We start from the raw sequence: 21307 nt of genomic DNA, 5'->3' as shown, positions 1-21307 counted from the left end.
ACAAACAAGGAACCCAACCCATGCGTGACGCAGTCATCGTTTCCACCGCCCGCACCCCGATCGGCAAGGCCTATCGCGGTGCGTTCAACGCCACCACACCGCAGGCGCTTGCTGCGCATGCCATTGAAAACGCTGTAAAGCGCGCGGGCCTTGATGGCTCGGAAATCTCCGATTGCGTGTTTGGCTCGGCGCTTCAGCAGGGGTATCAGGCGGGCAACATCGCCCGTCAGGCGGCCATTCGCGCCGGTCTGCCCGTGACCGTTGCCGGCATGTCGCTGGACCGTCAGTGCGCATCCGGCATGATGGCGATTGCCACCGCGGCCAAGCAGGTCATCACCGACGGCATGGACATCGTCATCGGCGGCGGTGTCGACAGCATCTCGATGGTGCAGACGCCCGAAATGCGCGTCAGCGCCGATCCGTGGCTGAAAGCAAACAAGCCCGAGATGTACATGACCATGCTGGAAACGGCCGAAAACGTCGCTGAACGCTACAACATCAGCCGCGAGGCGCAGGACGAATATTCGGCCCGCAGCCAGGAACTGACCCATCAGGCGCAACAAGCTGGTCGTTTTGACGATGAAATCGTTGCGATGACCACCACCATGATGATCCAGGACAAGGAGACCAAAGAGATTTCCAAGCACGAAGTCACCTTGGAAAAAGACGAGGGCAACCGCCCCGGCACCACCGCCGAAAGCCTTGCAGGCCTGAAACCGGTGTTCAAGGACGGCATCCATCTGGCCGAGGGCAAGTTCATCACCGCGGGCAATGCGTCGCAACTGTCCGATGGTGCCTCTGCCGCCGTGGTCATGGAAGCCAAGGAAGCCGAGCGTCGCGGGCTGCAACCGCTGGGTCGCTACGTGGGTGTGATGGCCGCCGGCTGCGAGCCGGACGAGATGGGCATCGGCCCGATCTATGCCGTGCCGAAGCTGCTGGAAGCGCACGGGCTGAAGATCGAGGACATCGGTCTGTGGGAACTGAACGAGGCTTTTGCCTGCCAGGTCATCGCCTCGCGCGACAAGCTGGGTATTCCGGACGAGTTGCTGAACGTAGATGGCGGCGCGATTTCCATCGGTCACCCTTACGGCATGTCAGGCGCGCGCATGGTCGGCCACGCGCTGATCGAAGGCAAACGTCGCGGCGCGAAATACGTGGTTTGCACCATGTGTGTCGGCGGCGGCATGGGGGCTGCGGGCCTGTTTGAGGTTCTCTAACAAACGCGGCGGCAGTGCCGCCCGTTACACCATCACGACAACCGGATGGGCGCACAGCCCATCCCTTTCCCAAACCGAAAGATATATGCCGATGCCCCGTGACGACAGCCATCTTCCCAAGGCCCTGCAAGGGCTGCGCGTGCCCATGGTGGCATCGCCTTTGTTCATCATTTCCGTGCCCGAACTGGTCATTGCCCAGTGCAAGGCGGGCGTCGTCGGCAGCTTTCCGGCGCTGAACGCGCGTGAGGGGGATGGCGAGCATCCGTTGCTGGACACCTGGCTGACGCAGATCAGCGAGGAACTGGACCGCCACAATCAGGCCAATCCCGACAGCCCTGCGGCCCCCTTTGCGGTCAACCAGATCGTGCACCGGTCGAACGCGCGGCTGGACCGTGATCTTGAGATTTGCGTGAAACACAAGGTGCCGATCTGGATCACCTCGCTGGGCGCGCGCGAAGAGGTCAACGAGGCGGCCCATTCCTGCGGCGGCATCGTGCTGCATGACATAATCAACAACACATTCGCCAAAAAGGCGATCAGCAAGGGCGCGGATGGTCTGGTGGCTGTGGCCGCCGGTGCCGGTGGGCACGCGGGCATGCAGTCCCCGCTGGCGCTAATCCGCGAGATCCGCAGCTGGTTCGACGGGCCGCTGCTGCTGTCCGGGTCGATCGCCACCGGCGAGGCGCTGCTGGCGGCGCGCGCGATGGGTGCCGATCTGGGCTATGTCGGATCTGCGTTCATCGCCACGGACGAGGCGAACGCCCAAGCCGAATACAAGCAGATGATCGCCGACAGCGGGGCCGAGGACATCGTCTATTCGTCGCTGTTCACCGGCGTGTCCGGCAACTACTTGCGCGGCTCGATCGAGGCGGCAGGCATGGACCCGAACAACCTGCCCTCGGCGGATGCGTCTTCGATGAACTTTGGCGATGGATCGTCCAAGCCCAAGGCGTGGAAATCCATCTGGGGCGCAGGGCAGGGCATTGGTGCGGTGAAATCTGTCGGTCCCGCAGCGAAGGTCGTTGACCGGATTGCGGCGGAGTATCAGGCCGCCGGAAAACGTCTGGCGTCCGAGTTCGCGCAGTGAGGCGCTGAGCAATGGCCGAGCTTTACCTGATCCGCCACGGCCAAGCCTCGTTTGGCGCGGACAATTACGACTGTCTCAGCGACACAGGCCATGCGCAATCGGCGGCGGTGGGCGACTGGTTGCGCAGCACCGGCTGGACGCCCGACCGTCTGGTCACCGGCACGCTGGAACGCCAGCGCGATACGCTGACGTCGATGGGCTACGACGGCCAGACGGAAGTGCACGCGGGGTTTGACGAATACGACTTTCACGATCTGTTACAGGCGCGCTTTCAGGGCAGGGTGCCTGATACCGTCAGGGGCGACCGCAAAACCCATTTCCGCACCCTGCGCGAAACCGTTCTGGAATGGCAGGCGGGCGGATTGCCCGATGCATCGGAAAGCTATCAGGATTTCGTAGACCGCACCGCAGCGGCCATGCAGCACGCCACCCGCGACGGCGCGCGGCAAGTGTTGGTGGTGTCGTCCGGCGGGGTGATCGGGCAACTGGTGTCGCGTGCACTGGAAGCGCCCGCGCGGATGATGATGGAGCTGAACCTTCAGATCAAAAACACCGCCGTGACCAAGTTTGTGTTTTCCGGCACGCGCCATTTCGTGCATCAATTCAACGCCACGCCGCATTTCGACGCCAACCACGATTTGCTGACCTATAGCTGAGGGCCAAACAGATGAGCCATGACACACAAACGCTGGATCTTGATGCGGTGGAAACATACCTTTCGGCCAACCTGCCGGGGTTTCAAGGCCCGATTGAGGCCGACAAGTTCCAGCGCGGCCAGTCGAACCCGACCTTTTTGCTGAAAACGCCCACGCGCAACTATGTGCTGCGTCGCAAGCCGCCGGGGCAGTTGCTGAAATCGGCCCATGCGGTCGACCGCGAGTTTCGCGTGCAATCCGCGCTGGCGGGAACGGATGTGCCCGTGGCGAAAATGCACCTGCTGTGCGAAGACACATCCGTCATCGGGTCCGAGTTCTACATCATGGACCACATCGACGGGCGCAACTTTAACATGCCGTCGCTGGACGAGCTTGAAAAAGCCGACCGTACCGCCGTGCTGGACGACATGAACCGCGTTCTGGCGGCGCTGCACGATGTGGACATCGACGCCGTTGGCCTGTCCGACTATGGCCCGCCGGGCAACTACTACGAGCGTCAGATCGGGCGCTGGTCCAAGCAGTACCGCGCGTCGGAAACTGTGGATGTGCCAGCCATGAACAAGCTGATGGAAGAGCTGTCCAAACGGATTCCGGCAGAAGACGGCCAGCGCACGCTGGTGCACGGCGACTATCGCATCGACAACATGATGTTTGAAAAGGACGGCACCAAATGTCTGGCCATCCTTGACTGGGAGCTGAGCACCATCGGCCACCCTTACGCGGACCTTGCCGCCGTCATCATGCAATGGCAGATGCCCGCGACGCCCGAAGGGCGCGGGTTGGCAGGCATTGACCGCACGGCGCTGGGACTGCCCACAGACGCCGAATTTGTCGCCAAATACTGCGAACGGCGCGGCATTGGCCCAATCGACAACTTCGGCTTCTACGTGGGCTTTTGTTTCTTCCGCATGACGGCCATCATCCAGGGGGTGCTGAAACGTGCGCTGGATGGCAATGCGTCCAACCCTGAACGGGCGATGCAGATGGGCCAATATGTGCCCCTGTTCGCCGAGCATGGGCTGAAGGCGCTGGAGTCAAAGGGATGATTGATCCTGATCTTGCGGGCGAGCCTGCGGACGACAAGGACCGCAACTTTATCACGGCACTGGCCCGCGGGCTTGATATTCTGCGCTGTTTCCAAACGGGCGAGACTGCGTTGACCAATCAGGACTTTGCCGCGCGCACGGGGCTGCCCAAGCCCACCGTATCGCGGCTGACCTATACGTTGTGCGCGCTGGAGTATCTGGTCGCCGATCCGCGCACAGGGACCTATCAGTTGGGCGCAGGCGTGTTGCAACTGGGGTTCTCGGTGCTGTCGTCGATGGACATCGTTGACCGTGCCCGCGACACGATGCGTGCGCTGTCGAACGGACCCAACAGCTATATCACCGTGGCACTGGCCGAAGCCTATCAGACCGACGCGGTCTATGTGGCGGTCGAAAAGTCGATGGAAAACGTGTCGCTGACCATGCACGTGGGCGCGCGGTTGCCGATCTTTCATTCGGCCATCGGACGGGCCATGCTGGTCGGCATGGACGAAGAAGACCGTGGCGTGATGTTCGAGCGGACCAAAGCCAAGGACCCCGAAGGCCACGCAGGCCGCAAAGCCGCTTTTGCCCAGGCATTGTCGGAATACGAAAACCTTGGCTATTGCTGTAGTTACGGGGATTGGCGCCCCGATGTGAACGGCATCGCGGCCCCGGTTTTTGCGCTGAGCGGGCGCGGAGTTTACGGATTGAACGTGGGCGGCCCGTCGTTTCATGTGAAGAAAAAGCACCTTGAGCGGGCCTATGGCAGGCTGTTGGTCGACGCCGCGGCGGGGCTGAGCAAGGGCGGCTGAACTGCAAGTTGGTCGTGGGGTCAAAGAATCATTCTCTTTGTGGAATTCAGTTTTGCAGGGCGGAAATGGCAGGCCAAAGCGACGCAGCGTCAAATTGTTGAAAACGCCGTTTCGTCCATCGGAATTATGTAAATTATCCGTGACCCTCAGGGCCCAAAATTGCCCCGTACGCTGAAATTTCAGGCACCTAAAACGACCTGAACCTGACCGGCCAACAGTGCCACATAACTTAAAAATATCATTTCATAACAATTTCTTACCCACATCCGCTCCCTGCACGTCGTCAGGCGGTCGAGCGGGCTGCCTGTGGGGTGTCACTCTGCCACAATTTTCACCACCTGCGCGACCGGAAATAAGCGCCGTAACTTGTCGTTCCACGCGTGTCGAAAGCTTGACTTATCCGGCCAGTATGCAAGGCTTTTGATACACCGACGCATAGCTAACACACGCAAGTGTAAGTCGGGGTATGTTCTAGGGAGGAACCTAATGCGTAAATCTATCAAGCTCGGCCTTGGCGCCGCGCTGGCGCTTTCCGTCAGCTCAGCCGCTGTTTTTGCCGAAAATGTCAAAATTGCCTTTATTGATCCGCTGAGCGGCGGTTTTGCCGCCACCGGCATCAACGGTCTGCACCAGTTCGAATTCGCGGCTGAAACGCTGGTCAACGCCAAGGGCGGTGTTCTGGGCGGCGATATGTTCGAAATCCTGCCGTTCGACAACAAGGTCAGCCCGAAAGAATCCCTGATCCAGTTGCAGGTCGCGATTGACCAGGGCGCGCGTTACATCGTGCAGGGCAACAGCTCGGGCGTGGCGAACGCATTGACCGAAGCCATCGACAAGCACAACCGCCGCAACCCCGACAGCCAGGTTCTGTTCCTGAACTATTCGGCGGTCGATCCCGCGTTGACCAACGAAAAATGCAACTTCTGGCACTTCCGTTTCGACCCGCACGCCGACATGAAAATGGCCGCGCTGACAGATATGATTGCTGAAAACCAGGACATCAAAAAAGTCTACGTTATCGGTCAGGACTATTCGTTCGGTAAAGCTGTGGCAGATGCTGCTGTTTCGATGCTGGCTGAAAAACGCCCCGACATCGAAATCGTGGGCAACGAGCTGCACCCGATTGGCAAGGTGAAGGACTTTACACCCTATGCCCGCAAGATCGTGTCCTCGGGTGCCGATGCCGTGATCACCGGCAACTGGGGCGCCGACATGCTGGGTCTGGGCAAGTCGATCCTCGAAAACGGCTTTGAAGGTCCGATCTTTACCTACTACGCAGCCGCAGACGGTATCACCGCGGCCTTCGGCGAAAGCGGTGTGGATTCGCTGTATCTGGTTGCAGAAGGCGACGACAACCCGCCGTCCAAGCCTGAAACACAAGAATACATTCAGGCGTTCAAGGCCAAGTACCCTGATGGCAACATGTCCCAGACGCGGATCACCAACGTGATCCAGATGCTGGCACAGGCGATTGACGAAGCAGGCACGGCAACCGACGTGGTCAAAGTGGCCAACGCGTTGGAAGACATGCACTTTACCAACAGCCTGTGGAGCACGGCCGACATGCACATGCGTCCCGAGGATCACCAGTTGATCCAGGACATCCACATCTTTGGTCATCAGAAAGTGGAAGCACCCTATGACATGGACAACTCGGGCTATGGCCTGAAAGTCCAGTACACGGTTGAAAACGCATCCGCGGATATCGCAACCACCTGTGAGATGAAGCGTCCGTAAGGCACGTTCTTTCGGCCCGCCCCTATACGTTCGGGGGCGGGCCTTTTCACTCTAATATCGCCACATCTTACTTCGGAGGGACCCCCGATGGACCTCGTTCTCGTCAATCTTATCGACGGGCTGGTGACCGGACTGCTGTTGTTTATGCTGTCTGCCGGTCTGACACTGATTTTCTCAATGATGGGCGTGCTGAACTTTGCCCATGCCAGCTTTTACATGTTGGGTGCCTATTTCGCCTACCAGATCAGCATCGCGCTGGGGTTCTGGATGGGCTTGCTGGTCGCGCCCCTGATCGTCGGTGTCATTGGCGCCGGGGTTGAACGCTACGGCCTGCGCCGCGTTCACCAGTATGGCCACGTCCCCGAACTGATCTTTACCTTTGGTCTGGCGCTGCTGATCGAGGAACTGGTGCAATTCATCTGGGGCCGCAACCAGATGCCTTACCAGATCCCCGATGCGCTGAACTTTACCGCCTTTGCCATCTCGGGCAATTCGATCCCGGCCTATAAGGTGTTCATGATCTTCATCTCGGTCGCCATCTTTATCGGGCTGTTGTACGTGCTGACCAAGACGCGCGTGGGCATGATCATTCAGGCCGCACTGAGCTATCCGCGCACGGTCGAAGCCTTGGGCCACAACGTGCCGCTGATCTTCATGGGTGTGTTCGGTGTGGGCACCGCGCTGGCCGGTGTCGCCGGTGTCATCGCAGGGCCGGTTCTGGGCACGTTCCCCGGCATGGCCTTCGTGCTTGGGTCTATCGTTTTTGTGACCATCGTGATCGGCGGTCTGGGATCATTGTGGGGGGCGCTGGTGGCATCGCTGTTGATCGGCTGGATCACAACATTCGCCAAATCCTACAACATCCGCATGGAAGACATCCTGAACGGTATCGGCATTTCGACGCCCGAAAACCTGAGCGACAGCGTGTTCCGCGACATCTGGGCTGTGACCAGCCCGCAAATCGCTGACATCCTTCCATATATCCTGATGGTGCTGATCCTTATCTTCCGCCCCTACGGCCTGTTCGGGAACCGTGACGCATGAGCAATCCAATGAAAGACAACCAGATCACCACCGATCCCAGCAAGCCCGCCCAGCGGATGCGCGCAGGATCGCTGAGAATGGCCGCCTTGCCATGGATCATCGCCACACTTGCCTTGTTGGTGATGCCCTATGTGTTCAACGACAACTCGGCGATCACCATCATGAACCAGATGGCGATCACCATCATCTTTGCACTGGCCTACAATATGCTGCTGGGGCAGGGCGGGATGCTTAGCTTTGGCCATGCGGTCTATGCGGGTGTCGGCGGCTTTGCCTGTATGCACGTGATGGCCAGCACCGACTTTTTCTCGATGCTGCCGCTGCCGGTGCTGCCGATCTTTGGCGGGCTGTTCGGCATGGGGCTGGCGATGATCATCGGCAGTTTCTCGACCCGCAGCGCAGGCACCGTTTTCGCGATGATCTCGCTGGGCGTGGGCGAGCTGATTGCCGCGTGTTCGGTCATCATCGTGGCGTTCTTTGGCGGGGAAGAGGGGATTTCGGGCGACCGGACCTATGGCCTGCCGTTCTTTGGCATCGAATTCCTGCACCAGATCGAAGTCTATTACCTGATCGCCTTCTGGCTGATCTTGTCGGCGTTGCTGATGTACCTGTTTTCACGCACCCCCATCGGGCGCATGGCGAACGCGGTGCGCGACAATCCCGAACGGGCAGAATTCCTGGGCTATTCGTCCCGCTGGGTGCGCTTTTACAGCTTTATCTTCTCGGGGTTCTTTGCCGGCATCGCCGGTGGGCTTTTCGCCATCAACTATGAAATCGTGACCGAAGAGAACCTGAACACAGCCTCGTCGGGGGTGATCCTGCTGGTGACCTTCCTGGGTGGCGTTGGCTTCTTCTTCGGGCCGATCATCGGCGCGATCGCCTTTACCCTGCTGCAAACGGTGTTGTCGCTGCAAACGGATCTGTGGGCGTTTTACGCCGGTGTTCTGTTCCTGGCGACGGTGATGTTCTTTCCGGGGGGGCTGGCAGGGCTGCTGATGATGCACGTGCCAGCGATCAGGATGGGCAAGGCGTCAAAGCTGGTTGTGCCCTATATCACCACACTGATACCCGCGCTGATCGGTATTCTGGGCCTGTCCGCATTGGTCGAGATGACGTTCCACGTGCGCCATTCATCCGTGGGTGACGAGGAAATGACCGTCTTCTGGACCACCTTCGACAGCCACGACGTGCTGCCGTGGGCCGTGGCCATCGGCGTCACCGTGGTGGCCTTTGCCATCATGCGGATGATGCTGCCATCCTTGCGTGCCGCATGGGCTGACGCCAATTCAATCAAGGCCAACACATCCAATGGAGGTGCCGCATGACCACCGCTGCACTTGAACTGAAAGACCTGCAAAAGAGTTTCGGCAAGACCGAGATCATCCGCGGCGTCAATCTGGCCGTCGGCAAAAGCGAACGCCACGCAATTATCGGCCCGAACGGGGCCGGTAAATCCACCCTGTTCAACCTGATCACCGGACGGTTTCCGCAGACTGCGGGCCAGGTGCTGTTGCACGGGCAAAACCTGGCTGGCAAGGCGCCTTTCGAGATCAACCGCATGGGGCTAAGCCGCAGTTTCCAGATCACCAACATCTTTCCCAAGATGACCGTGTTCGAAAACGTCCGCTGTTCGCTGCTGTGGTCGATGGGCTACAAGTACAACTTCTGGTCCATGGTCGGGCGCAGCCGCGCGTTGACCGAAGGGGCCGAGCAGATCCTGGAACAGATCAACCTGACCAACCGGCGCGATCTGCCTGCGGGCACGCTGTCCTATGCGGAACAGCGCGCGCTGGAGATCGGCATCACCATCGCAGGCGGGGCCGACGTGATCATGCTGGACGAACCCACCGCCGGCATGAGCCATTCGGAAACCGACTATATCGTCGAACTGATCCGCACCGTGACCGAGGGCAAAACCCTGATCATGGTCGAACATGACATGGGCGTGGTCTTTGGTCTGGCCGACCGCATTTCGGTGCTGGTCTATGGCGAGCTGATCGCCACTGGTCGTCCCGAAGATGTGCGCGGCGATCCCAAGGTTCAAGAAGCCTATCTAGGCGCTGCACTGGAGGCAGAACACTGATGCTCGAAGTCAACGATCTGCACGCCTATTATGGCAAATCGCACATCCTGCAAGGGGTGAACCTGAACATTCAAGAGGGCGAGATCGTCGCCCTTCTGGGCCGCAACGGGGTGGGGCGATCGACCACCTGCAAGGCGATCATGGGCGAAGTTGTCCCGCATGGCTCCGTCAAGTTCCGCGGTCAGGAAATCGCCGGTAAAAAGGCGTTTGAAGTGGCCAACCTGGGCATCGGCTATGTGCCCGAAAACCGCGATATCTTTCCGGGGCTGACCACGCGGCAGAACCTTATCCTTGGGCTGAAACCCGGCCAGAAGGATGGCGCAGGCCGCTGGGCGATGCAGGACATGTTCGATATGTTCTCGAACCTCAGCGAACGCGCGGATGTCGAGGCGTCGGTGATGTCGGGCGGCGAGCAGCAGATGCTGACCATGTGCCGCACGCTGATGGGGGACCCCGATCTGGTGATGATTGACGAGCCGACCGAGGGCCTGAGCCCGCAGATGGTTCAAAAGGTCGCCACAGTTCTGCAAGAGATCGCCAAGCGGGGCGTGTCCACGTTGCTGGTGGAACAAAAGCTGTCCATTGCGCTGGACATTGCGGACCGCGTTTACGTGATGGGCCACGGTCAGGTTGTGTTCGAAGGCACGCCGCTGGAACTGAAATCGCGTGAAGACGTGCGCAAGGAGTGGCTGGAGGTCTGAGCCAGCAGCGGTGTCGGGGGGCCAGCCCCCCCGACGCTGACGCGCCGCCCCCCGGAGTTTATCCGGCAAGATGAAGGTCTGCATACATTCCTCAACGCAACGTCATTCCTTGTTTTTGGACTTTGACAGCGTCGTATTTGTCGTCACATTGGCATCAAATCCGAGGGGGAAATCGATGGCGGATCAGACATGGCTCACACGAAACGACCACGGTGACGGCATTGTTGAACTGGTGCTGAACCGCCCGCCGGTGAATGCGCTGGAGCCCGAAACCCTGATGGGGTTTCGCAACGTTATGAACGATGTATCGGGCGATGCTGATGTGCGCGCCATTGTCCTGTCATCGGCGTGCAAGGTGTTCTCGGCCGGGCTGAACCTGAAGCAGGCGCAGCACTTTGACCTGAACGATCAGCGTGCAATCGTGGACGGGTTAAACCAGGGGTTCATGGCGCTGTTCACCAGCCCCAAACCTGTCATCTGCGCCATCAACGGGCCTGCGATTGCGGGCGGTTTGTTTTTTGTTCTGGCGTCCGACCACCGCATCGCGGTGCCGCACGCACAGTTTGGTCTGGCCGAGGTGCGGGTGGGTGTCGGATTTCCGGCAGGCCCCTTGGGCATCGCCCGCGCGATGCTGGATGCCAACATGACGCGTCGCCTGATGATGCGCGGGCAACCCATTGATGTTCAAGCTGCTTTGGCGGCCGGACTGGTCGACGACATCGTCGAACCCGACGCGTTGGCACAGGCGGCTCTGGATGCGGCGCGCGAATTTGCACAGATCCCACCTGCGGCCTACGCGGCCGTCAAATCGCAACTTCGGGCGGACACCATCGCCCAGATCACGGCGGCTGTGGCCGCCGAAACCGCGGCAGACCTGCCGTGGTACACAGATGAAACCGCAGCCGCGATGGCGCGGATGATAGGATAAACGACATGTCGACACTGGACCAAACCCGATTGAACCGCATCAAACCCTGGATGCAAGCCTATGTAGATGAAAAGAAATATCCAGGGTGCACGGTTCTGATCAAACAGGCCGGCCAAGAGGTGTTCTATCACGAAACCGGTCTGCGCGATGTGGCCAGCGGCGCGCCGTTTGCCCGCGACACGGTGGCGCGGATCTATTCGATGACCAAGCCTGTCACCTCGCTGGCGCTGATGATGCTGGTGGAAGAGGGGTTGATCCATCTGGATGCGCCGCTGTCTGCGGTGCTGCCGGAATTTGCCGAGATGTACGCGCTGGTGGACGGGGCCACGTCGATTGATCAGGTCGAACGCTGTGCCGTGCCAACGCTGCACCAGACCGTGACCCACACCGGCGGTTTCAGCTATCCGTTCAACCCCGGCGTGCTGCCCAAGGCGATGGAAGAGGCCAAGCTGATGTTCGCCGCATCCGAGGCCGGTCTGGCCGAGGTCACGCGGAACCTGGCAAAGCTGCCCTTGGCATTTCAACCCGGCACGCGGTGGGAGTATTCCGTGGGCATCGACGTGATCGGCCGCGTGGTCGAAGCGGTGTCGGGGCAATCGCTGGATGCGTTTTTCCAGACCCGTATTTTTGACCCGCTGGGCATGACCGAAACAGGCTTTGCCGTGCCCGATAACGCGCTGGACCGTTTTGCATCGCTCTATACGCCGCTGGCCGCGGGCGCGATGGCGCTGAACAACGCCGACAGCAAAAGCGCCGACACCCTGCGCTGTGTGGATGTGGCGCAAAAATCACCCTTCCGCGCGCCCAAAACACTGTCGGGGGGCGGCGGTCTTGTTGGGGCCATCGACGACTATATGCTGTTTTGCGAGGCGCTGCGCACCGGCGGGCAGGGGCTGGTGTCGCCATCGACGTTGCGGTTCATGACGGCCAACCATCTGCCCGGCGATATTGCCAGCATGGGCCCGTCCAGCTTTGCCGAACAGCCGATGACCGGCATGGGGTTTGGCATTGGCGGGGCGACCGTGTTGAACCCCGCCCGCACCCGCACGCCGTCTTCGGTGGGCGACTTTAGCTGGGGTGGCATGGCGTCGACGTTTTTCTGGGTTGATCCGGTGCATGATCTGTCGGTGGTGTTCTTCACCCAGCTTAGCCCGTCCAGCAGCTACCCCGCCCGCGCCGCCCTCAAGGCGCTGGTTCACGGGGCGTTGTCATGACCGATCGCCGTATTCTGTGGACACCCACGCCCGACCGCATCGCCGACACGTCGATGGCGCGGTTTGAACGCTGGTTGCAGACCGAACGCGGCCTAAGCTTTGCCGATTATGGTGAGATGTGGGATTGGTCCGTGACCGATCTGGAAGGGTTCTGGTCGGCGATCTGGCAGTTTTTCGACCTGCCCGCATCGGTGCCACCCACCACATTTCTGGCCAGGAACCAGATGCCTGGTGCCGAATGGGGTCCGGGGGCGATGCTGAACTATGTCGATCATCTGTTGCGCCATGCGGATGACCGCCCTGATGATGTGGCCGTGGTCGTGCAATCGGAAACCTTTGAGCGGGTCAGCCTGACATGGGCCGAGCTGCGCGCACAGGTGGCGTCGGTGGCCTCCCATCTGGCGGATATGGGCGTGGGACAGGGGGACCGCGTGGTCGCGATCCTGCCCAATACGCAGACGGCTGTGATTGCCTTTCTGGCGACAGCCTCGCTGGGGGCCGTCTGGTCGCTATGTGCGCCCGATATGGGCCATGTGGCTATTCTGGACCGGTTTACCCAGATCGAACCCAAGGTGTTGATCGCGCAGGACGGCTATACCCACGCCGGCAAGCCTGTGGACCGCAGCGCTGTGATCCAGCAGATCAGCGAGGGGCTGCCATCGGTCACAGGGCGCATCATGGTGCCGGTGGCCCATGCGCTGCCTGATGGATGGGTCGATTTCGCCACGCTGACCGACCGCGCGGCGACGCTGGACAGCCGTCAGGTGCCGTTCGAACATCCGCTGTGGATCGTCTACTCGTCGGGCACCACCGGCAACCCCAAGCCCATCGTGCACGGGCATGGCGGGATCGTGCTGGAATCGGCAAAACAGTCGCTGCATCAGGATCTGGGGCCGCAGTCGCGTTACGCCTGGTTGACCTCGTCCGGTTGGATCATGTGGAATTCGCAGTTCTCGGCGCTGGGTCAGGGGGCGATGCTGGCTATGTATGACGGCGCGCCGCATTACCCGGATATGGGCGTGATCTGGCGGTTCGTCGCGGACGAAGGGTTGACGTATTTCGGCGCGGGGGCCGCGTTTTACGCAGGCTGCCTGAAGGCCGGGATCACGCCGCGCACCGATGTGGACCTGTCGGCATTGCGCGCGCTGGGGTCCACCGGATCGCCACTGTCCGAGGATGCCTACAACTGGATCTATTCCGAAGTAAAAGAAGACCTCTGGCTGGCCCCGATTTCGGGCGGCACCGATCTGGCGGGGGCCTTTGTGCTGGGCCATCCCGGGATGCCGGTGCGCGCAGGCGAGATGCAGTGCCGCGCGCTTGGCAATGCGGCGCGGGCCTATGACGAAGACGGCAACGAGCTGATCAGTGCCGTGGGCGAACTGGTCTGCACCCAACCGCTGCCGTCTATGCCCTTGTATTTCTGGGGTGACGACGATGGCAGCCGTTTGCATGATGCCTATTTCGACACCTATCCCGGTATCTGGCGGCACGGTGACTGGATCGAAATCAACGCGCGCGGCGGTTCGGTGATTTTTGGCCGCTCCGATGCCACGATCAACCGCAAGGGGCTGCGCATGGGGTCGGCCGAGATTTATCAGGCGGTTGAAGGGCTGCCCCAGGTCATGGACAGTCTTGTGGTTGATCTGGAATTTCTGGGCCGCGAAAGTTTCATGCCGCTGTTCGTGGTGCCCGCCAAGGGGCAGGTGCTGGATGATGCGTTGAAGGACAAGATCAACAACGCCATCCGCACAGGCGTATCAGCGCGGTTCGTGCCCAATGAGATTGTCGAAGTGGCCGACATTCCGCGCACGCTGTCGGGTAAAAAGCTTGAAGTTCCGGTGAAAAAGCTGCTTTTGGGCGGTGATCCGGCCCGTGTCGTCAACCGCGACTCCATGGCCAATCCCGCCAGCTTCGACTTTTTCATCGACTACGCAAAGGCCCGCGCCACATGACAGACGCCCAGAAAACCCTGTTGAACCTGCTGGAAATCGAACAGCTTGAGGTCGATCTGTTCCGTGGCACAGGGCAGGGTGGCGAAACCTCGACGCGGATTTTCGGGGGGCAAGTGGTGGCACAGGCGCTGGCGGCGGCCTATGGCACGGTGCCCGACCGGCTGTGCCATTCGCTGCACGCCTATTTCATCCGTCCCGGTGACCCCGAAATTCCGGTGATCTATCAGGTGGACCGCGCCCGCGACGGTGGCAGCTTTACCACCCGTCGCGTGGTGGCGATCCAGCATGGCAAGCAGATCCTGAACATGTCGGCCAGCTTTCACGTGGAAGAACCGGGCCGCCATCACCAGCATCCGATGCCGCAGGTGTCGGGCCCCGAAAACTGGCCCGACCGCAACAAACTGCGCGCCGACGAGCTGGACCGCGTCCCCGAACACCGCCGCGCCGATTTCATGCGGCCGCGCCCGATCGAGCTGCATGATGTCGAGCCGCGCGATATGTTCGAGCCGGAAATCGTGTCGGACGAGAACCATTCGTGGTTCCGCATGGCCGCCGCCAAAGGATCAAGCCCGCAGATGCAGCATTGCATGTTGGCCTATGCCTCGGACATGAACCTGTTGGGATCGTCGCTGCGCCCGCACGGGCTGACGTGGATGAATGGCAAGGTGATGACCGCCAGCCTGGATCACGCCATGTGGTTCCATGCGCCGGTGCAGTTTGAAAACTGGCATTTGTATACGATGGACAGCCCGTGGACCGGCGGTGCGCGCGGCTTTAACCGTGGCAGTATTTATGACCAGAGTGGCGTTCTTGTGGCCTCGACCGCACAAGAGGGGCTGATCCGCGAGATCACGCCACGCTAAGCTTGAAACGGGCCGCGTACCGTTGCGCCGCGACCCGTTGACCGGTCAGCCGAAAACGAAAAAGCACAGCTTGTTGTTGTCGGCATCCCGCACGTAAGCGCCGTAAAAGCGGTCCGGGATACGTTGACCGGGTGCGCCGTCATCTGAGGCGCCCAGTTCGATCGCGCGGGCATAGATCGCGTCGACCTCTTCCTTGCTGTCGGCCACAAAGGCCACCATCGTGCCGTTGCCCGAGGTGGCAGGCTGTTTGTCATAGGGTTCGCAGACCGCCAGCATCGGCTGGCCGCGTCCGGTGCTGATAAAGGCAATGCGGCCCATATCGGTGACGATTTTCGCGCCCTTGGACGCAAAAAGCTCTGCGTAGAATGTCTTGGCGGCGTCCATATCAGACACGCCCAGCGTGGTGTAACCGATCATATTGCTGTCCTTGAATGAAAAACGCGGACGATTGTGGCACCGTCCGCGGAAGGGTGTGCGTTCAGGCGTCGTCGAACTGACCGAACCTGCGGTTCAGCTTGCGCATGCCCCCGATCCAACGGTCATAGTTTTCGGTCTTGTTGCGCATGTATCCCATGACTTCGGGGTGCGGCAGAACCAGAAACGTCTCGTTGCGGATGGTTTCGATGCAGGCCTGGGCCACCACGTTGGGTTCCATCATGCCGTCGATGGATGCAACGTGATCTTCGTGGCCCCGGGTCATTTCGGTGCGCACCGCTTGGGGGCACAGGACCGAGACCTTGATGCCCTGATCGCCGTAAGTCATCGCCAGCCATTCCGCCAGACCGACAGCGGCGTGTTTGGTCACACCATATGGCGCGCTGCCCACCTGATTGAGCAAACCCGCCGCCGACGAGGTGTTCAGCAGATAGCCACCACCGCGTTCCGTCATCAGCGGCACCAGCTTGCGCGCGGCCCAGACATGGGACATCACGTTGATCTCCCAGATGCGTTGCCAGCCGTCGTTGTCCACCTCGACACCGCCGGGGATCGAGATGCCCGCGTTCGAACAGAACAGGTCAATCGGGCCGACTTCGTCCTCGACACGGTCGATCATCGCGACGATCTGTTTTTCGCTGGACACGTCCACCTCGATGGCCAGACCGTCGATGCTGTTGGCGGTCTCGTTGGCGCCTTTGAAATCGCGGTCAACGCAGATGACAATGGCACCCTCGGCGCTATAGCCTTCGCACATGGCGCGCCCGATGCCGCTGGCGGCACCGGTGACGACGACAATTTTATCTTTCAATTCCATTGGCTTATGTCCACATATTCGACCCGCCACAGACGGTCAGCGCCTGTCCGGTCATGTATTTGCTGGCATCCGATGCAAGGTAGACAGCCAGGCCACCGAAATCGTCCGGCTCGCCCAGGCGGCGCAGGGGAATCTCGCCCTGAATGCGTTTTTCAACCTCGGGATTGTCCCACAGTTCGCGGGCAAAGTCGGTTTTGACCAGACCGGGGCAGATGGCATTGAACCGGATGCCTTGCGGCCCGAATTCCTGCGCCAGATTGCGCACCAGACCGATCAGCGCCAGTTTCGACATGCCGTAGGTGCCCAGCATTTCCGACGGTTTGAATGCGCCGATGGATGACGTGAACATCATTGACCCCGCGCCCTTTTCGATCATGTCGGCGGCGACCATCGTGGCCAGCCACTGGTTCGACAACACGTTGGCGTTCATCGTCTTTTGATAGGCGTCATCGGGAATTTCCGACGTTTTCCCATAGTAGGGGTTCACGCCCGCATTGCCGACAACGATGTCGATCGGGCCCGCGATCTTGCGGGTCTGGTCCACCAACGCCTGAAGCTGGTCCTTGTAGCCCACGTTGCAGGCGACACCGTGGGCGCGCGTTGCGCCCACAGCCGTGTTGATGTCAGCGGCTGCTTCGTCCAGTTGATCCTGCTTGCGCGCAGAGATCACCACGGTCGCGCCATGTTCGGCCAATGCGGTGGCCATCGCCAGCCCCATGCCCTTGGACGCGCCCGTCAGCAGGGCCACTTTTCCGGTCAGGTCAAACATCTTGCTCATGGTCCCGAAAACACCTTGCCCTGGGTCTTGCCGTGCGCGGCAAGCTGACGTTCGTTGCTTTCCTGGAATTCGGACACTTCGGCGCGGGCGACAACGTGGTGGTGCACCTCGTCGGGGCCGTCCGCAAAGCGCAGCGTGCGTTGGCCGGTGTACATGGCCGACAGCGGCGACCACTGCGAAATGCCGGTGGCACCGTGCACCTGCATCGACTGGTCGATGATCTGACAGACCTTTTCCGGCACCATCGCCTTGATCATGCTGACCCAGATGCGGGCCTCTTTGTTGCCCAGAACGTCCATCGCCTTAGCCGCTTTCAGAACCATCAGGCGCATCGCTTCAATCTCGATCCGCGCGCGGCTGATGGTTTCCATGTTCTTGCCAAGATCCACGATCCGCTTGCCGAACGCCTTGCGGTTGATCGCGCGGTCCATCAGCAGGTCCAGCGCCTTTTCGGCCTGACCGATCGACCGCATGCAGTGGTGAATGCGGCCTGGCCCCAAGCGGACCTGGCTGATTTCAAACCCTTTGCCTTCGCCCCACAGGATGTTTTCCTCGGGCACGCGGACGTTGGTGAACTTGATGTGCATGTGACCGTGCGGCGCGTCGTCGTGGCCAAAGACATGCATCGGCCCCAGGATTTCAACGCCGGGGGTGTCGACGGGCACCAGGATCTGGCTTTGCTGGCGGAAGGTTTCCGCATCGGGCGAGGTTTTGACCATGACGATCATGATCTTGCAGCGCGGATCGCCCGCACCCGAGATATAATATTTCTCGCCGTTGATGACCCATTCGCCGTTTTCCAGCACCGCCGAGGTCGAGATGTTCTTGGCATCCGAAGACGCGACATCGGGTTCGGTCATCGCAAAGGCCGAGCGGATTTCACCGGCCAGCAGCGGCTTCAGCCATTTGTCCTTCTGCTCTTGCGTACCGACGCGTTCCAGCACTTCCATGTTGCCGGTGTCGGGCGCCGAGCAGTTCAGCGTTTCAGGGGCAAGCGGGCTTTTGCCCAGTTCAGCGGCAATATAGGCGTAATCCAGGTTCGACAGACCCTCGCCGGTTTCGGCGTTGGGCAGGAAAAAGTTCCACAGACCCGCATCGCGCGCCTTTTGCTTGGCACCTTCCAGCAGCTCAAGCTGACCGGGGGCATGGGACCAACGGTCGGCGCGGCCTTCGCCCAGACGGAAATATTCTTCGGTGATCGGATCGACGTTGTCACGGATGTGACGGATGACCGCGTTCAGCAACGGTTTGTTGCCCTCGGACATTTCAAGGTTGTTCATTTCCGGCGTTGATTTTGCCATGTTCGGCCCTCTCTTTCGATTTCTATCTGTTGACCCATTTGGGTTTGCGTTTCTCGACAAAGGCGGTGACGCCCTCGCGGTGATCTTCGGTTTTCATCAACCCGCCCAGCACCTCGTAGCTATAGGCCAGACTGTCATCCAACCCCTCGGCGCGGGCCATTTCGTTCAGCACACGTTTGGTGGCGCGCACGGATGAGGGTGATTGTGCCGCGATGTCCTCGGCCATCTTCATGGCGGCGTCCATCAGCTCGGCCTGGGGCACCACGGCGTTCAGGATGCCGTGGCCCAGCGCCTCGGTTGCGTCCATGTGGCGACCGGTGAACAGCAGCTCATTCGCCTTGGTGCGTGACATGAACCGCGACAGGCGCTGCACGCCCCCCGTGGCCGCGAAAAAGCCGACCTTGACCTCGGGCAGGGCATAGGTGGAATTGTCCGCCCCGATGATGATGTCGCAGGCCAGCGCGGTTTCAAAGCCGCCGCCCATGGCAAATCCGTTCACGGCGGCAATCACCGGCTTGTCCAGATCGAAACGCTTGCTAAGACCGGCAAAGCCGCTGTCGGGGATTTTGCCGCCCTTGCCGGAGGCGCTGTATTTCAGGTCATTGCCTGCCGAGAATGCCTTGTCGCCCGCGCCGGTCAGCACGGCGACCCACAGGTCGTTGTTGTCGCGGAAATCGTTCCAGATCGCGTCCATTTCCATATGCATCGGCGGATGCACGGCGTTGTAAACCTCGGGGCGGTTCATGGTCACGATCAGGATCGGACCACGGACCTCGGTGGTGACGAATTCAGGCATTGGCTTTGTCCTTTCCAAGGCAGGCCGCTTGCAGCGCGCGGCGGTCGATCTTGTCGGTGGTGCCACGGGGCAGGGGATCGCGTTGGAACCAGAAATGTTCGGGCACTTTGAACTTGGCGATGTGATCGCGCAGGAACGCTTTCAGGTCTTCCTCGTCCACCGATTGTCCCGGCCTCAGCTGCACGCTTGCGCCCACAACCTCGCCCAGACGGTCGTGCGGGACACTGAACACACAGGCCTCGGCCACGGCGGGATGACGGTGCAACGCGCCCTCGACGTCCAGACAGGCGATGTTCTCGCCGCCGCGGATGATGATGTTTTTCTTGCGGTCCACGATGGTGACAATGCCGTCGGCGTCGATGTAACCCAGATCGCCGGACCGCAGCCAACCGTCTTGCAGCACTTCGGCGGTGGCCTGCGGTTTGTTCAGGTATTCGCGCATGTTGCAGGGGCTTTTGACGGTGATCTCGCCCACTTCGCCCACGCCCACGGGTTGGCCCGCATCATCCAGGAACCGAAGCTCCTGAACCGCGGGGTACAACCGGCCAACCGCGCCGGGCCGCTCAAGGTATTCGTCCCCCAACATGCCGATGCCGATGGCATTGGTTTCGGTCATGCCCCAACCGGTGGCGACGGCAGCATTCTTGAAGGTTTGTGCAATCTCGGCCACCTGCGCGGCCGGCCGTTTGGCCCCACCGCTGCCCACATACGTCAGCAAGGGCAGTTCCTCGCCCATTTCGCGGGCCGCAACGACCAGATCCGCCGATTGCGTCGGCACGCCCAGAAACCGCGTGATCTTTTCGTCGCGGATCAGTTCGACCGCCTTACGTGCGTCCCATTTCGGCATCACCACAACCTTGGCACCGGCAGGCATGCTCAGCATGAAACTGGGGTGGGTGGCGGTGACGTGAAACAGCGGCGTGACGATCAGCACGGCAGGGCGCGGGGCCACGGCATCGGGATCTTCCGGCGGGTCGATCAGCGGACCCATCACAAAGGTCAGCAGCCACGAAAACACCGCATTCACAACGCCACGGTGGGTTTGCACCACGCCCTTGGGTTTGCCGGTGGTCCCCGAGGAATACATGATCGCAAAATCATCGTCGGTGTCGATGGTGACATCGGGGGGCGCGACGTCGCCCACATCTTTCATCAGATCGCCGTAGTGCTGCGGCGTTTGCGCATCGCGCGTGCCGATGATCGTCAGCCCCAGCGATTGCTGGATCGGCGCAAGCCGCGCGGCGCGGTCGCCATCGGCCAGAACCAGCTTGGCCGCGCTGTCTTGCAGGGCATAGTCCAGCTCTTCGGTGGTCCACCAGCCGTTCAGAAACACGACAACGCCGCCCAGCGACGCGATGGCCATCATGCCCAGCAACAGCTCGGGGCAGTTGCGCATGGCAAGGGCCACCCGTGTGCCACGGGTCACACCGAATTGCGTGGACAGCACATGGGCCAGCCGGTTCACATCGCCGATAAAGCCGTCATAGGTCCAGCGTTCGCCTTCAAAGACAAGATATTCGGCGGCCCCGTTGTCCATGGCTTCGCGGCTGGCCCGCATCATGGCGGCAACGTCACCGGGAATGTTCTTGTATACGGTATAATCAACACCGCGAATGTTGGCGGTGGACAACTCGAACGTCGGATTGGTCGCGGTCACATGGTCCGCCGCCTGTTCATAGCTCATAGCAGTCATCGCAGGCCCGCCGTGCGGCTTGCGTACATGGAAACAGCCATGTGAATCCTCCCATTTTACGGACCGGGACGTCCTCCTTCCCGGTTCCTTAAGGGCAACCCTAGGCCCAAAAGAACGCACTGCCAATACCGCAGAATGGAATTGCGTTTCGCTGCGACGTAAGGT

General features: G+C 60.7%; 20 protein-coding genes. 14 read left to right on the top strand and 6 right to left on the bottom strand.

The annotated features are described in order from the left end of the window. Positions 1-20 precede the first annotated feature (20 nt). From AAC077_RS03920 to AAC077_RS03855, 14 genes are all read left to right on the top strand, one after another. Positions 21-1217: an acetyl-CoA C-acyltransferase gene (locus AAC077_RS03920; RefSeq protein WP_339766721.1), complete on the top strand. Its 1197-nt coding sequence runs from the start codon at positions 21-23 to the stop codon at positions 1215-1217. A gap of 91 nt (positions 1218-1308) precedes the next feature. Beyond that, positions 1309-2304: a nitronate monooxygenase family protein gene (locus AAC077_RS03915; RefSeq protein WP_339766719.1), complete on the top strand. Its 996-nt coding sequence runs from the start codon at positions 1309-1311 to the stop codon at positions 2302-2304. An 11-nt stretch (positions 2305-2315) separates the two neighbouring features. Further along, the gene (locus tag AAC077_RS03910) at positions 2316-2960 is read left to right on the top strand and encodes a histidine phosphatase family protein (RefSeq protein ID WP_339766717.1); all 645 of its coding nucleotides are present in this window, start codon (positions 2316-2318) and stop codon (positions 2958-2960) included. Between the two features lie 11 nt (positions 2961-2971). Then, positions 2972-4006, top strand: coding sequence for a phosphotransferase family protein (locus tag AAC077_RS03905; RefSeq protein ID WP_339766715.1), 1035 nt, complete (start codon positions 2972-2974; stop codon positions 4004-4006). Next, positions 4003-4800, top strand: coding sequence for an IclR family transcriptional regulator (locus AAC077_RS03900; protein WP_339766713.1), 798 nt, complete (start codon positions 4003-4005; stop codon positions 4798-4800). The genes AAC077_RS03905 and AAC077_RS03900 overlap by 4 nt, the downstream gene beginning before the upstream one ends. A gap of 486 nt (positions 4801-5286) precedes the next feature. Next, positions 5287-6537, top strand: a complete 1251-nt coding sequence (locus AAC077_RS03895; protein ID WP_339766711.1) for a branched-chain amino acid ABC transporter substrate-binding protein — start codon at positions 5287-5289, stop codon at positions 6535-6537. An 87-nt stretch (positions 6538-6624) separates the two neighbouring features. Continuing rightward, positions 6625-7581 carry a branched-chain amino acid ABC transporter permease gene (locus AAC077_RS03890; RefSeq protein ID WP_339766709.1) on the top strand — a complete coding sequence of 319 codons (957 nt, stop codon included), beginning with the start codon at positions 6625-6627 and terminating at the stop codon, positions 7579-7581. After that, positions 7578-8906, top strand: a complete 1329-nt coding sequence (locus tag AAC077_RS03885) for a branched-chain amino acid ABC transporter permease (RefSeq protein ID WP_339766707.1) — start codon at positions 7578-7580, stop codon at positions 8904-8906. Before AAC077_RS03890 ends, AAC077_RS03885 begins: the two co-directional genes overlap by 4 nt. Then, entirely contained in the window at positions 8903-9664 is a 762-nt protein-coding gene (locus AAC077_RS03880) for an ABC transporter ATP-binding protein (RefSeq protein WP_339766705.1), read from the top strand. Before AAC077_RS03885 ends, AAC077_RS03880 begins: the two co-directional genes overlap by 4 nt. Continuing rightward, a complete protein-coding gene (locus AAC077_RS03875) occupies positions 9661-10365 on the top strand; it encodes an ABC transporter ATP-binding protein (protein WP_339767941.1) in 705 nt (234 codons plus the stop codon). Before AAC077_RS03880 ends, AAC077_RS03875 begins: the two co-directional genes overlap by 4 nt. A 175-nt stretch (positions 10366-10540) precedes the next feature. Further along, a complete protein-coding gene (locus AAC077_RS03870; RefSeq protein WP_339766703.1) occupies positions 10541-11293 on the top strand; it encodes an enoyl-CoA hydratase/isomerase family protein in 753 nt (250 codons plus the stop codon). 5 nt (positions 11294-11298) lie between these two features. Then, positions 11299-12507 carry a serine hydrolase domain-containing protein gene (locus tag AAC077_RS03865; protein ID WP_339766701.1) on the top strand — a complete coding sequence of 403 codons (1209 nt, stop codon included), beginning with the start codon at positions 11299-11301 and terminating at the stop codon, positions 12505-12507. Beyond that, complete coding sequence (locus AAC077_RS03860) at positions 12504-14459, top strand: acetoacetate--CoA ligase (protein WP_339766699.1); 1956 nt, start codon at positions 12504-12506, stop codon at positions 14457-14459. Before AAC077_RS03865 ends, AAC077_RS03860 begins: the two co-directional genes overlap by 4 nt. Beyond that, positions 14456-15322 carry an acyl-CoA thioesterase II gene (locus tag AAC077_RS03855; protein WP_339766697.1) on the top strand — a complete coding sequence of 289 codons (867 nt, stop codon included), beginning with the start codon at positions 14456-14458 and terminating at the stop codon, positions 15320-15322. Before AAC077_RS03860 ends, AAC077_RS03855 begins: the two co-directional genes overlap by 4 nt. A 45-nt stretch (positions 15323-15367) precedes the next feature. Here the strand turns inward: AAC077_RS03855 and AAC077_RS03850 are convergent, their stop codons facing one another. The 6 genes from AAC077_RS03850 to AAC077_RS03825 all read right to left on the bottom strand — a co-directional run bounded on the left by AAC077_RS03850 (position 15368) and on the right by AAC077_RS03825 (position 21133). Further along, entirely contained in the window at positions 15368-15739 is a 372-nt protein-coding gene (locus tag AAC077_RS03850) for a VOC family protein (RefSeq protein ID WP_339766695.1), read from the bottom strand. Between the two features lie 61 nt (positions 15740-15800). Then, entirely contained in the window at positions 15801-16574 is a 774-nt protein-coding gene (locus AAC077_RS03845; RefSeq protein ID WP_339766694.1) for an SDR family oxidoreductase, read from the bottom strand. 4 nt (positions 16575-16578) lie between these two features. Continuing rightward, positions 16579-17352: an SDR family oxidoreductase gene (locus AAC077_RS03840; protein ID WP_339766693.1), complete on the bottom strand. Its 774-nt coding sequence runs from the start codon at positions 17350-17352 to the stop codon at positions 16579-16581. After that, positions 17349-18632 (bottom strand): acyl-CoA dehydrogenase family protein, encoded by a 1284-nt coding sequence (locus tag AAC077_RS03835; protein ID WP_339767939.1) that lies wholly within the window; start codon positions 18630-18632, stop codon positions 17349-17351. The genes AAC077_RS03840 and AAC077_RS03835 overlap by 4 nt, the downstream gene beginning before the upstream one ends. Before the next feature lie 43 nt (positions 18633-18675). After that, complete coding sequence (locus AAC077_RS03830) at positions 18676-19449, bottom strand: enoyl-CoA hydratase-related protein (RefSeq protein ID WP_339766691.1); 774 nt, start codon at positions 19447-19449, stop codon at positions 18676-18678. Further along, complete coding sequence (locus AAC077_RS03825; RefSeq protein WP_339766690.1) at positions 19442-21133, bottom strand: AMP-binding protein; 1692 nt, start codon at positions 21131-21133, stop codon at positions 19442-19444. The genes AAC077_RS03830 and AAC077_RS03825 overlap by 8 nt, the downstream gene beginning before the upstream one ends. Positions 21134-21307: the final 174 nt, after the last annotated feature.

It is taken from the genome of uncultured Pseudosulfitobacter sp., from assembly GCF_963976325.1.
Lineage (GTDB): Bacteria > Pseudomonadota > Alphaproteobacteria > Rhodobacterales > Rhodobacteraceae > Pseudosulfitobacter.
This window is presented reverse-complemented; position numbering and strand designations above follow the sequence as displayed.